General features: G+C 62.7%; 9 protein-coding genes, 1 tRNA gene and 1 pseudogene. 8 read left to right on the forward strand and 3 right to left on the reverse strand.

What is annotated here, in order from left to right; genetic code table 11:
- Positions 1-13: 13 nt before the first annotated feature.
- Positions 14-1,543 carry a S1C family serine protease gene (locus tag OVA26_RS11730; protein WP_268104173.1) on the reverse strand — a complete coding sequence of 510 codons (1,530 nt, stop codon included), beginning with the start codon at positions 1,541-1,543 and terminating at the stop codon, positions 14-16.
- Between the two features lie 148 nt (positions 1,544-1,691).
- On the opposite strand from OVA26_RS11730, the gene OVA26_RS11735 reads away from it, so the two are divergent.
- A complete protein-coding gene (locus OVA26_RS11735) occupies positions 1,692-2,897 on the forward strand; it encodes an aminotransferase class I/II-fold pyridoxal phosphate-dependent enzyme (RefSeq protein ID WP_268104174.1) in 1,206 nt (401 codons plus the stop codon).
- Positions 2,898-2,938: 41 nt separating this feature from the next.
- Here the strand turns inward: OVA26_RS11735 and OVA26_RS11740 are convergent, their stop codons facing one another.
- Complete coding sequence (locus OVA26_RS11740) at positions 2,939-3,745, reverse strand: carbon-nitrogen hydrolase family protein (protein ID WP_268104175.1); 807 nt, start codon at positions 3,743-3,745, stop codon at positions 2,939-2,941.
- A complete protein-coding gene (locus OVA26_RS11745) occupies positions 3,742-4,239 on the reverse strand; it encodes a DUF6328 family protein (protein WP_268104176.1) in 498 nt (165 codons plus the stop codon). The genes OVA26_RS11740 and OVA26_RS11745 overlap by 4 nt, the downstream gene beginning before the upstream one ends.
- Before the next feature lie 83 nt (positions 4,240-4,322).
- Between OVA26_RS11745 and OVA26_RS11750 the strand changes: the two genes are divergently transcribed.
- From OVA26_RS11750 to OVA26_RS11775, 7 genes and pseudogenes are all read left to right on the forward strand, one after another.
- Positions 4,323-4,396 (forward strand) — tRNA-Met (locus tag OVA26_RS11750).
- A gap of 2,061 nt (positions 4,397-6,457) precedes the next feature.
- Positions 6,458-6,958 (forward strand): acyltransferase, encoded by a 501-nt coding sequence (locus tag OVA26_RS11755; protein ID WP_326493366.1) that lies wholly within the window; start codon positions 6,458-6,460, stop codon positions 6,956-6,958.
- 42 nt (positions 6,959-7,000) lie between these two features.
- The gene (locus OVA26_RS11760; RefSeq protein WP_268104177.1) at positions 7,001-8,125 is read left to right on the forward strand and encodes a glycosyltransferase; all 1,125 of its coding nucleotides are present in this window, start codon (positions 7,001-7,003) and stop codon (positions 8,123-8,125) included.
- A 19-nt stretch (positions 8,126-8,144) separates the two neighbouring features.
- Positions 8,145-8,492, forward strand: a pseudogene (locus tag OVA26_RS17420) (glycosyltransferase family 2 protein); the annotation flags it as partial.
- A gap of 975 nt (positions 8,493-9,467) precedes the next feature.
- Positions 9,468-9,941, forward strand: a complete 474-nt coding sequence (locus tag OVA26_RS11765; protein ID WP_268104178.1) for a hypothetical protein — start codon at positions 9,468-9,470, stop codon at positions 9,939-9,941.
- Positions 9,938-11,266: a hypothetical protein gene (locus OVA26_RS11770; RefSeq protein WP_268104179.1), complete on the forward strand. Its 1,329-nt coding sequence runs from the start codon at positions 9,938-9,940 to the stop codon at positions 11,264-11,266. Before OVA26_RS11765 ends, OVA26_RS11770 begins: the two co-directional genes overlap by 4 nt.
- Positions 11,263-12,378 carry a polysaccharide pyruvyl transferase family protein gene (locus OVA26_RS11775; RefSeq protein WP_268104180.1) on the forward strand — a complete coding sequence of 372 codons (1,116 nt, stop codon included), beginning with the start codon at positions 11,263-11,265 and terminating at the stop codon, positions 12,376-12,378. Before OVA26_RS11770 ends, OVA26_RS11775 begins: the two co-directional genes overlap by 4 nt.
- The last annotated feature ends 50 nt before the right edge of the window (positions 12,379-12,428 follow it).

The following is a 12,428-nucleotide window of genomic DNA, read 5'->3' on the forward strand; positions in this document are numbered from 1 at the left end:
TGCTCGGAGCAGGTCAGCTCGTGGGCATCGAGCCCAGGGTGACCTCGGCGGTCTTCTCCTGGCCGGAGCGGTTGTAGGTGATCTCGGCCTTGCTGCCCGCGGCGAGCGCGCGCACCTGGGCGGTGAGGTCGATGGAGTTCGTCACCGGGATGCCGTTGACCTTGGTGATCACGTCGCCCTTTTGGAGTCCGGCAGCCTGCGCCGCCCCTCCGCTGGAGACGTCGGCGATGTAGGCACCGGTCGTGGTCGCTCCCTGGATGGAGGCGGCATCCTGAACCGAGGCACCCAGCAGGCCGTGCGTGGCGGAGCCGTTGTCGATGATCTCCTGCGAGATGCGCTTGGCGATGTCGGAGGGGATCGAGAAGCCGACGCCGATGTTGCCGGACTGTCCGCCCGACGACGATCCGCCGGCGCTCGCGATGGCGACGTTGATGCCGATCAGCTTGCCCTCGTTGTTGACGAGCGCTCCGCCGGAGTTGCCGGGGTTGATGGCGGCGTCGGTCTGGATGACGGCGATCTTGATCGTCTGGCTGGCGGACTGCTGCTCCTGGCCCTGACCGAAGTCGAAGCGGAACGGGCTCTCCTGACCCGGCTCCTGCTGCTGCTGGTCGGTGCCGTCGCTCGGGGCGGCCGACGAGGCGACCTGGATCGAACGGTTCAGCGCGCTGACGATGCCGGTCGTGACGGTGTTCGGCAGGTCGAGCGGGGCGCCGATCGCGATGGCGTTGTCGCCGACGTTGAGCTTGGACGAGTCGGCCCACTCGATGGGGGTCAGGCCCGAGGCGTTGTCGAGCTTGATGACGGCGAGGTCGTAGGTGGGGTCGGTGCCGACGACCTTGGCCGAGTAGACCTTGCCGTCCGAGGTGGTGACCGAGATCTTGGCGCTGCCGCTCTGACCGTCGAGGGTGACCACGTGCGTGTTGGTGAGCACGTAGCCGTCCTGGCTGAGGATCACGCCCGAACCGGTGCCGCCCGACTGCCCGGCCGTCGCGCTGATGGTGACGACGCTGGGGACGACCTTCGCGGCGACTGCCGAGGTGTTGTTGACGCTGTCGGGGTTGTTGACCGTGATGGCCGAGGGTCCCGACGCCGCCGAGGTGTTGGAGCCGCCCCAGAGGTTGAGGCCGGCGTAGGTGCCGCCGAGGCCCGCGCCACCGCCGACGAGGGCGGCCGCGACGAGAAGGGCCGCGACGCGCGGCACCGAGCTCTTCTTGCGGGGGGCGGTGGACGTCGACGACGGCATCGCGAGGGTGGGGTGCGCGTCAGTGGCGGCGGGGCCGAAGGCCTGACCGGTCGGCGTCGTCGCACCCGAGGGGGCCGAGGCATAACCGGGGTGCTGCGGTGCGGTGCCGGCGGCGGGCGGGGGCCAGGCGGCGGCGGCCGAGGCCGGCGAACGCGTGGGCACCGGCGGCACGTCGTAACGCGGCGCAGCGGGGGTGGTGGACTCGGGCTGCGGCGACGCGGGAACGGCGCCGTTCGCGGCGGAGTTGTCGAGGTGGCTGTTGTGGTCGCCCGCGGGGCGGTTGTCCGTGTTGTCGCTCATGGGATGCTCCTTGTTCCAGGTGCTTCTACGATGACCACCAATCCTGTGGACCACCTATGACGGGCGTGGGCCCTCTCTATGGGTCTAGCAGTAAGGGACCGCGAGGCATTCCCGCTTGCGCCGGCGCGCCGTGCGGCATCCTGGATCCATGCGACACATCCCCGGCGCTTGGCAGCGCACCGCCCGCGGCGCGGGCCTGCTCGCTCCCGACGGCTCGTCGGTCCCCACGATCTTCGCCGAGATGAGCGCCCTCGCCACCGCGACCGGGGCTCTCAACCTGGGGCAGGGATTTCCCGACGAGGACGGGCCCGAAGCGGTGCTGGATGCCGCCCGCGCGGCCATCTCGTCGGGCGTCAACCAGTACGCGCCGGGGCGCGGCTTTCCCGACCTGTTGGCCGCCGTCGCCGAGCACCAGCAGCGCTTTTACGGGATCGAGCTCGACCCGCAGCGCGAGGTGCTCATCACGGTCGGGGCGACGGAGGCGCTCGCCGCGACCCTGCTCGCCCTGGTGGACTCCCCCGACGACGAGGTCGTGGTCTTCGAGCCCTACTACGACTCGTACGCCGCCTGCGTGGCCCTCTCGGGCGCGAAGCTCGTGCCGGTGCCCCTGCGGTGGCCCGACTTCCAGCCCGACCTCGAGCGCCTGGCATCCGCCGTCACCGATCGCACGCGCGTGATCCTCGTGAACGACCCGCACAACCCGACGGGCACGGTGTTCTCTCGCGAGGTGCTCGACGAGGTCGTGCGCCTCGCCCACCGGCACGACGCGATCATCGTCACCGACGAGGTGTACGAGCACCTCGTGTTCGACGGGCCGCATGTGCCGATCGCGACGCTCCCCGGGGCGGCCGAGCGGACCCTGTCGATCTCGTCGGGCGGCAAGACGTTCTCGCTGACCGGATGGAAGACCGGCTGGGTCACCGGCCCCGCCGATCTCGTGTCGGCCGTGCTCGCGGTCAAGCAGTACCTGACCTACGTGGGCGGCTCGCCCTTCCAACCGGCGATCGCCGTCGGCCTGCGCCTGCCCGGTGCCTTCTTCGCCTCGGTCGCGTCGGAGATGGCCGCCAAGGCCGCCCTGCTGGGCACGGGGCTCCGCGCGGCGGGGTTCGACGTGTCCTCCCCCGCGGGCTCGTATTTCACGGTGGTGGATGCCGCCCCACTCGGCGCCACGGACGCCGACGCGTTCTGCCGCGAGCTGCCCGTCCGCGCCGGAGTGGTCGGCATTCCCCTCACCGCCTTCGTCACACCGGAGCACCGCGGCGACTACGCCACCCTGGTGCGCTTCGCCGCGTGCAAGCGGGTGGAGGTGCTGGAGGATGCGGCGGAGCGGTTGGCGGGGATGACGTTCAACTGAGGCGGGTGGTGGCTGAGCCTGTCTCGGGCCCCGCGACCCGCTCAGCGCGGCGTGACCCGATACCGCCGCAGCTCGAGCGCCGGGTTCACGCGCCGCACGCGAGCGATCGCCGCCGGGTCGACGTGCGCCACCGCCACGTCGGTCGCCGTCCCCACCTGAGCGAGCGTCACGCCCTGCGGGTCGACGATTATCGAGTGTCCGACGCCGAGGGGCGGCGGATGATCCGCTGCAGCCACGAAGAATGTGTTCTCAATCGCACGCGCGGTGAGCAGCGTCTTCCAGTGGTGCTCCTTGAGCGGGCCGCGCACCCACTCAGCAGGCACGAGCGCGACATCGACGGCCGCGTCGGCGAGGGTGCGGGCAACCTCGGGAAACCGGAGGTCGTAACAGGTCATGAGGCCGAATCGCAGCCCGTCGACCTCGAATGTTTGAGGAGGCGCGATCTCGCCCGGCTCGACCCAGTCGGACTCACGCTGACCGAAAGCGTCGTACAGGTGGAGCTTTCGATACACGGCCAGAATGCCATCAGCGCCTACCGCCACGACAGCATTACGCACGCGGCGGCCGTCGTCCGCGCGCTCGACCAGACCCGCGACCACGACGATGTCGAGCTCGGAGGCCAGGGCGACGAGAGCCTGCACGAAGGGGCCGTCGAGGTCCTCGGCGTTCTCGGCGAGTGAGGAGTCGAACGGGTCGACGAAGTAGCTGGAGTACTCGGGGAACACGACGACCCGCGCGCCTCGAGACGCGGCCGTGCGAGCGGCATCGGAGATGTCGGCCAGATTGCCCGCGCGAGAAGCAGACGGGGCGAACTGCGCGACGGCGATACCGACGGTGTCGTGACTCATCGCGCGCTCTGCCTCCCCCGGCGCCGGACGTACACCGGCACCACGATCCACAGTACGAGGATGATCGCCCCGAGCACGACCCCGGACGCCACTGCCCCACCGAATCCCACGACCACGTCGAACACGAAGGCCACGACGCCCACCAGCAGCAGGGACACCAACGCGAGCGCTCCCCGGAGGGCGTTGTGCCCGACCCGCACGAGCGCCGGCTTGACCTGCAGGTGGAACACCGCTCGATGAAGCGCCACGGGCGCCAGGGCCACAACCGCGCTGAGCGCCGCGAGACAGATCAGCACCAGGTAGAACACCCGCTGGGCCGGGTCGAGCTCGGCGAAGGAGGCTTGGAACGCCAGCGCCAACAAGAAGCCGGTGAGGATCTGCGTACCGGTCTGCAGCACCCGAAGTTCCTGCAGAATCTCGTTCCAGTTGCGGTCGGCACGCTGGGCGGGCGTTTCGGGGCGTCCGTCGTCGAGATCGTCGATATTGCTGCTCACCGGGCCATTCTCTCGCGACACTCCCGGGCGGAGCGCCAGGATTTGCGGCTTCGTTCATCTGCGGGTAATGTTTTCTCTTGTGCCGCGGGGTGGAGCAGCTCGGTAGCTCGCTGGGCTCATAACCCAGAGGTCGTAGGTTCAAATCCTGCCCCCGCAACAAGAAGAAGGCCCCGGATCGTAAGATTCGGGGCCTTCTGCCTTTCCTCGTGCGGGAGTCCGACCCTAGCCCGGGTCCAGCCCACTTGATGCGCGGCGCGGCGGAATCGAGCGCACGCAGCGACTGAACAGAGGGCGCACCAACGGACTCGGCCCTGTCTACGCTGAGCGTGTGTTGCCGTTCTTCCCGGCCCCGTCGCCTCGGCGAACGTTACTGAGCCTTAGTTTTGCTGTGGTAGCCGCGGCACTAACCGGGGTCCTGGTCCTGACGGGTTGCGGCGCAGTTACGGGACAGCGTCGACAGCCGAACGCGAACGCGACCAGCTATCGAAGGTGATGGATGCCACGGCAGCCCAGCTGCCGGGACACACATGGACGCACGTCGGAGCGTCACCGGTGGCCGCGCCGTGCGGTTCCGACGGAAACGCTGGGACCTCAGCCACGATCGGATCTCAGCCCGGCGCGGATCATCTTGCAGACGCCGAGATCATCCGGGACTACTGGAAAGGTCTTGAGATGAAAGTTCGACTCGTCGAAGAACCGATACCTGTGGTCTACGCGACAGGAGGGCCGGCGGAACGGAGGTCCTTCGGCACTGGTCCCGCCCTCTATGACCTCTCCGGCACCTCGCTGTGCGCTGCTGGCGATGCCGCGCAGCTCAACGACGCGCCAGGATAATGGACGTCAACACCGCCGGGCTCGCGCTTTCGCCGAATCACCTGGAGCCGCGTGGGCACGAATCTCGGATAGCGGGGAGCACTGCGCAAAGCAGATCAACTGCACCTGCGAGCGGTCGACGAAACGGGCAAGGGAGTACGAGGCTCGTGCGGGTCCGACGACGCGAACGCGAGGCGGTCCGTCCTACGTGGCTTGCACTCAGGAAGTCATCGAAGGGCGATCCGCTTAGTCGTTGAACTCTGTCGACCGACCTCGCGCTCGCCACGCACTTACGGCCGGCCACTGAAAGGCATCGGGCGTGATGTCAGAAGCGGCCGGAAAGCAGCGATGCTCCACCCACGGCGCCGCAGCCACGAGGGATCTTCGAGGCTCGAGAGCATCGCCGACGTTCGGCTGAGTCACCCTGCCCTCTGAGAGGCGAGATCCTGAGGCTCCAGCAGCTCGAAGACGCAGTGCGGGCTCTCGCCAGCTTCCAGAGCGAGTTGCACTGCTGGTTGGCGGCCGCCGGGCCGGCGGCGGCGAGAGCCGCGACGAGCATCAACGCTCTCAAATTCCCTGAACGCTGAGCATGGTCAGCGGCTAGTGGGTAGGCATCGACGGCCGCCGAGCGAGCACGATCGCAACGATATTCCCCGTGTCGCCCGCCCTCCCCAACCGCATGTGAGTACTCGCTTGAGCCGTCACCTCCGCCATATGGATGGCCCACTCCGAAGCCAAGCTGGATCAGAATCGTCTCGAGCGCGAGACGGCATGCCCCGTCTGCTCTGAACACGCAATGAGGATGCCGCCCGTCCCCGGATCGGGGACGTTATGCAGCGAGTTCGCTTTCTCCCATAGACCAATCTCGGCGAGTCGGCGGCCTCGACGACGTACGCACGAAGCACGCCAGCACCAGGATCCCGCCCAAAGATCCGCCTCCCGTCTCGCATCAGAAAGCGAGCCAGCTCCCGGCCGAAATGTGACGTTCATACACGAGTGATCTGGCGCACCATTGCATACTGCTACCGTTCAGCGAGACGAGGGCACGCGCCCCGAGGCCGCGAACGCGGAGACGTAAGGCCGTCGGGCATTTCGGATAATGAAGAATGGGCTCGACTCGTGAATGCACTAGCGGTTCAAACGGAGGAATCATGAGCTATGGCGGTGGCCGGTTCCGAGCAGTGCGCGAGACGGCGCACTCGTACACCAAGGCGTGCGCTAGGGGTGTCCACGCCCCCCAGCCAAGCACCACGCAGAGCTTGAACCCCCGCGACGCATTCGGAGCGACGCAGTGACCAACCGCGGGATTGACCTAAGAAAAGGGGCAATCGCCAGCCTCCGAAAGCTTCCCAGTCCAGCTCGGAGCGCGATACGAGGCCTCGCGGAGGGAATGTACGCAGTGGCAATGGCAGTAACGCTGCGACTACCGTCCGCGACGATTCGATCGTGCGTCCTGCGGTTCGGGTTCGGCATGCAACTGCACCCTGCAGCGCACATCTACATGTTGCGGGATGTGCGAGACGCTCGGCAAATCCAAGTGGGCGCCGGCACAATCATTGGGTCGGGGTGCATCTTGGACGGACGCCGAGGAATAAAGATCGGCAAGAGCGTCAACTTCTCCAGCGAAGCTTGCGTCTGGACATTGCAACACGATCCTCAAAGCCCGTCCTTCGACATTGCTGGTGGCCCCGTAGAGATCCGAGATCACGCTTGGATTAGCATGAGGGCAATCATTCTTCCCGGAGTCACGATTGGCAAGGGAGCAGTGGTGGCAGCGGGCGCAGTCGTAACCAAAGACGTGGACGACTGGACCATAGTAGGCGGGGTACCCGCGAAAAAAATCGGCGCACGCAACCAGACGAAATACGTCCTTGACGCGCACCGCAATGCGGCTTGGTTTATCTGAACAGAATTGTTAAAGATAGCGTCGACAAGAAAGCGGACTTGAATGCCGTCTGTATGCGTGATTGGCACACGTGGCTACCCGAGTTACTACGGGGGCTTCGAGACAGCAGTGCGTCATCTCGCGCCTTACCTCAGCGCACGGGGATGGGATGTTTCTGTATACGGGCGAGGAACCAGTCAGTCGAAATTGCTGACGAAAGGAGATCGCGCAGTCACATCAATCAACACACCCGGATTCGAATCCAAGTCCCTAAGCACCTTGTCATATGGCCTGACCAGCACGATGCACGCCGCAACAAAAAAACCTGATGTAGCACTAGTCATGAATGTGGCAAACGGATTCTGGCTTCCACTTCTTCGAGCCCGAAACATCCCTTCCGTCGTCAACGTCGACGGGCTGGAATGGACCCGAGAAAAATGGGGCCGACTGGCGAGAGGCGTTTTTTACAGTGGAGCGCGCATGACGGCAAAGTTCGGCGACTCCTTGATTTTCGATGCCAAGGCGATAGGTGAGTATTGGAGCGACACATTTAAACGTCAAGGGACATGGATTCCGTACGGCGGCGTAGACTCCCCCGGCAGGCAATTCGCGGAGGGATTTGCGGCCGGAAGATACGTTCTAGCCGTCGCCCGGCTGGTTCCAGAGAACACAATCCCAGAATTCCTCAAGGCTGCCGAGAACCTAGCTCGACAAACGCCCGTCGTTCTCGTCGGATCATCCGGTTACGGGAGCGAACTGGACGAACGAGCTCGACACCTGAGTGAAACGAACTCAAACTTTCATTGGCTTGGGCATGTGCACGATGACGACCGGCTATTTTCGCTATGGAAGAACGCGGCCGTGTACTTCCACGGGCACAGCGTCGGTGGAACAAACCCCGCGCTTGTGCAAGCAATGATGCTTGGCGCACCAACGGTCGCCCGGGACACAGTCTTCAACCGTGAAGTACTCGGAGGGGCTGCTTTCTTCACCGCGCCCTCGCCCGAAAGTATCGAGACGAGTATCAACGAGCTTCTTGCGGATCCCGCCAAGCAAGATCATTTCAGCAGGGAAGCTCGCATGCGGGCTGAAGAGCTATACACATGGGAACGGGTCAATAGCGCTTACGAGAACACGTTGTCCGACGCTGTAGAGCGGGCCAAAACCGGAAGAAAATTCATTGGTTGACAACTACGCAGTAGTCATCTTGTACTACCGACACGGAGTTGGAATCACACAAACCGTTAAGGGTTTTCTTTCACAGGAACCCCCGCCAGAAGTCGTGATCGTCGTGGACAATGGTTCCGCGGACGGTGTGTGCGCGGCAGCCCTCGATATGACCGACTCACGGGTCAGATTGATCACCTCGCCCACGAATCGCGGGTACGCGGGTGGAATGCGTCTGGGAATGAGCGCAGTGCCACAGTCGACCCCGTTGATTGTCTTCGCAACTCACGAGGTTCAGATCGCGGCAGGCGCGGTACGTCGAATGATCGATGTCCGCGAGGAATTCGATGCCGCTCAAGTCGGACCCGCTCTGTACAACGCGGAAACAAGGAAAGTGTGGTCTTACGGCGGGGTCCTCACAAGGTTCGGCGCCCCACGCCACCGCGTTCATCAACCGGCCCATCCAGTTGTTGCGGCAACCTGGCTCGATGGTTGCTGTTATCTAGCACGGAATGAGGAGGCTACCTACCGGGCGTTAGATGAGCGCTACTTCCTGTACTGGGAAGATATTCACTTCTCTAACGCAATTTCCGAAGGTGGACCCGTACTGGTCGCCGTAGACGCACGGGCGAGCCAAACGACTGGTTCGACTCCCCCATACTTCGCTGCGAGAAATCGGGTCCTGTTCTGGCGGACGCAAGGCCGAGCAGACCTGGCGGTGATTGCATCGATTGCAACATTCGCGCGCTTGATTGTGCGAGCCGCCAAGCGAGATACCCGTCGACGGCTTTCCGGACTCCTTCGTGGAGCGATAGACGGCTGGACAAGCCAGCTTCGGCCATCCGGATGGAGCGATGTCCGAACAAGACGGCGCGTTGCCGAGATACGGCTAGTGAACCCTTTGGGCGCATCCCTAAAGCACTATACCCGTGAGCTTGTCGATGTCCTCGAAAGCATCGGAGTGAGCGTCTCCGTCGTCCATATCCCCGAGCCATCCCAGGGGCGGTCCAGGGTCGGGTGGGTCATCAGCTACGCATTCGAACTATTCAAAGCGCGATTTTCGCCATCAACTGCGATCTCGACTTGGCCCGTACTGGGTCTTTTTGACATCCCGTTACTGCATATTGCCGCAGGCCGGCATGCGAAGCTCGTGCTTCACGACCCCACTCCTCTTGTTCGCGCTATCGGATACGGGCGATTCGCCAAGGCTTTGGCATCGCGACCCTATGGCGCGCAACTGATTTGTCATAGCGATTCCGCGGAATCCGAGATACGTGGATGGTATCCCGCGAACAGGGTTTTCAGGCTGCCTCATCCGATCTTATCGAACCAATCGCGAAAGGCTAGCGAAGAGGGCGGCCGCATGCCACACACGATTGTGCGCGTACTGGGACAATGGAAATCGTCGCGCGACATAGAAGCGATGAAATCTGTAGCGGCGGCCGCGTACGACGGGAACCCTCGGTTTGAGGTGGTTGGCCGCGGATGGCCCGAAGTGGATGGCTGGAGCGTGGATAATCGGTTCGTGCCGGAAGCGGAGCTTGACAATTTGATTCATTCCAGTCAGGTCGTTCTCATCCCGTACTCGAGATTTTACCAGAGCGGCATCGCGATCAGAGCTCTCGAGAACAATCGCGTCACAGTAGGCCCCGCAGATTCGAGCCTCGCCGATATTCTTGGAGCAGATTCCCCCTGCCTCGTCCACGATGCAGACTGGGTAGGCGCAGTCAGGCAGGCACTCTTGCGTTCGAATAAGGACGTTTCGGAGGACCGCAACCGGTACGAGGTTTCAACACGGAATGAGTACGAACGTTTTGTCGAAGAGTTTTTCCTATGATTGACCCGAGGCGAGCGACTTGGTTCACTGCGGCCGCAATTGTGGTTATTGCTGGGGCCGCCGTACCGCTCGCGGGAGTTTCCATAGCCGCCCTGATATTTTTCATTCTCCTCTGCACGAGACGTCCCCAGCTGGCGCTGAGCATTTGGATGATCGCCATATCATTTCTACCGATATGGGTTGCAACTTCGGGCTTCGCGACCGTACCGATTTCGACGTTTGTGGCGCTAGCGTGCGTTGCGGTGGTTGGCTTAGGTGGTGCGAAGTTCTCGCCGGTAGACGGGATCGTGGGCGCACTCGTCTTGATTGCCGGCCTCGCCACCTACTTCGCGGGCAGCCCACCCGGTGAACTCGTCAACATCGTTAGCCTTTGGGTCGTTAGCTATCTCGCCGGAAGGATACTCTGCGCGCAAATCGGTGTTCAGCGTGCGGGCAGCATCTTCGCCGTGGTCATGTCTGCGGTTGCGGTACTAGCCGTCGTGGAGTTCCTTTTCGGTTGGCACCCATTCTCTGAGATATTCATGCCGAACCTGTTGTATGAGATCTGGAGCCCAATCCAGGAAAGAGGCGGTGTCGCACGGAGCGAGTGGGCGTTTGGTCATTCGATAGCGTTGGGAGGATCGCTTGCCTTGGCACTTCCGTTCGCGATCACAATGCCTGCGCCGCTCCTTGTACGCGTGGCGTGCGTGAGCGCACTCTTCGCTGGGGTCGCCGTCACCTTCTCTCGAAGTGCCCTGATCAGCATGGTGCTTGCGACGGCCCTCGTGATTCTGTTCAGCCGGTCGGCTAGTGCTGGTACGCGGACAGGAGTAGCAGCGCTCACGGGGGTTGCCGCGATCGTTATCGTGCCTTCAGTCCTAGCGGTCTTCACCACAGCGGGGGACGAAGTTACGAACAGTGGCGCGTACCGAGGAGATCTTCTTTCGACAATTCCGTATATGAACTGGCTCGGCCAATCCGCAGTGGTTCAAATTTCGCCTACGGGTTTTCGCACGTACGGACGCTTCGTTTCAATCGATAGTGCCCTCATTTCGGTGGGTCTCGACTTCGGTCTGTTGCTCGCAATCTCGCTGGGTGCGTTGTATCTCGTCCCAATCGTTCGCACCCTTACGCGTCGCGCAAATGTCGCTGAGATCGCGCTGGCCGGCCAGTTACCATTGATTCTCACCGTCGCCTTCATCACACAATGGCAAGCCCTGCTATGGGTTGTAGCGGGGTTCGCCGTGAGCGGAGCAATTAAGTCGAGCAGGATCGTTACAAACGGTTTCCTCCACGAACCGTCTAGTCGTGGTAACCGCGAATTCGCGAGGAGCATCCCAACATGAAAGTTCTGGTTTTATGGGCGAACCCGGAAGGGAATGCAAATCTTGGTGTTAGCGTTCTCGCTGAAGGGGCTGCTGTAGTGGCAAGACGCGCTCTCGGCGCGGATACGAATATTACTTTCCAGGAGTTCGCTTCCGCGTCAGACGGCGGAGGCCTCACCCGGAAGATGTTTATCAAAGACGTTCTTCGTTTTGGATGGGGCCCTATTGCTTCACGTCTACAGAACTTCGATCTCATTCTTGACACCGGCGCGGGCGATAGTTTCACTGATCACTATGGCATTTCTCGACTCAGTCAGATCGTCTATACTCAAAAGACCGCAAAACGGGTAGGCGTCCCGCTGGTCATGATGCCTCAAACTATAGGCCCTTTCAATACCCGGATGGGAAGACTGCTCGGACGAGGTGGACTCAGCGCAGCGTCTGCTGTCTTCACGCGAGACTCTGAAAGCTTCCGATCCGCGCGACGACTCGGTTTTGATGCCGGCGCAGGTTATACCGACGTGGTGTTTGCTTTACCCGTCCCGCCGGTAAGCGATAAGCGATACGACATTCTTCTCAACATATCAGGGCTCTTGGGAGCGTCGGACGCACATCTGAGCTCGACAACGTATCGGAGCGTAGTCCGATCTTTGATTTCAGAGCTAATTGCGGCAGGAAGAAGGGTAACCCTCCTCGCCCATGTCGTCGGACCCGAAATCCAATCTGACGATTGGGGGGACAACGACGTGCCCGCGGTCCGAGCCTTCGCGAGAGAATTCGGTGGGCGTGTCGACGTGGCGATTCCCAAAAGCCTAGACGAGGTCCGATTGATGGCCCGAGAAGCACAACTCGTCATAGGCTCTCGCATGCACGCTTGCCTGAACTCAATCTCTGTCGGAACACCAGCGATTGCTCTCGCGTACTCGCGGAAGTTTGCCCCCCTGATGAATGATCTTGGTTGGAAATACAGTGTCGATTTGAGACAAGACAGCGACCCTACAAAGACTGTCATGCGGTGGATAACCGAGATCCCAGAGGCACAGTGGCGTGCGGAACTAGCTGCGGTGCGGACTGCCGCGGAGGCGCGTACCGATCTCATGGTCCACTCTTTACGAGGTGTCGTCGATGCGTGATCACCTGGCCTCCGTTGTCCGTTCTGTCGTGGAGACACGCGAGTCTTGCA

The organism is Microbacterium sp. SL62 (assembly GCF_026672635.1).
GTDB classification, from domain to species: Bacteria; Actinomycetota; Actinomycetes; order Actinomycetales; family Microbacteriaceae; genus Microbacterium; species Microbacterium testaceum_A.

Bases quoted from the DNA above. Each gene is read 5' to 3' on its own strand.
- OVA26_RS11730 (WP_268104173.1), bottom strand. From the start codon at position 1,543: ATGAGCGACAACACGGACAACCGCCCCGCGGGCGACCACAACAGCCAC.
- OVA26_RS11735 (WP_268104174.1), top strand. From the start codon at position 1,692: ATGCGACACATCCCCGGCGCTTGGCAGCGCACCGCCCGCGGCGCGGGC.
- OVA26_RS11740 (WP_268104175.1), bottom strand. From the start codon at position 3,745: ATGAGTCACGACACCGTCGGTATCGCCGTCGCGCAGTTCGCCCCGTCT.
- OVA26_RS11755 (WP_326493366.1), top strand. From the start codon at position 6,458: ATGGCAGTAACGCTGCGACTACCGTCCGCGACGATTCGATCGTGCGTC.
- OVA26_RS11760 (WP_268104177.1), top strand. From the start codon at position 7,001: ATGCCGTCTGTATGCGTGATTGGCACACGTGGCTACCCGAGTTACTAC.
- OVA26_RS11765 (WP_268104178.1), top strand. From the start codon at position 9,468: ATGCCACACACGATTGTGCGCGTACTGGGACAATGGAAATCGTCGCGC.
- OVA26_RS11770 (WP_268104179.1), top strand. From the start codon at position 9,938: ATGATTGACCCGAGGCGAGCGACTTGGTTCACTGCGGCCGCAATTGTG.
- OVA26_RS11775 (WP_268104180.1), top strand. From the start codon at position 11,263: ATGAAAGTTCTGGTTTTATGGGCGAACCCGGAAGGGAATGCAAATCTT.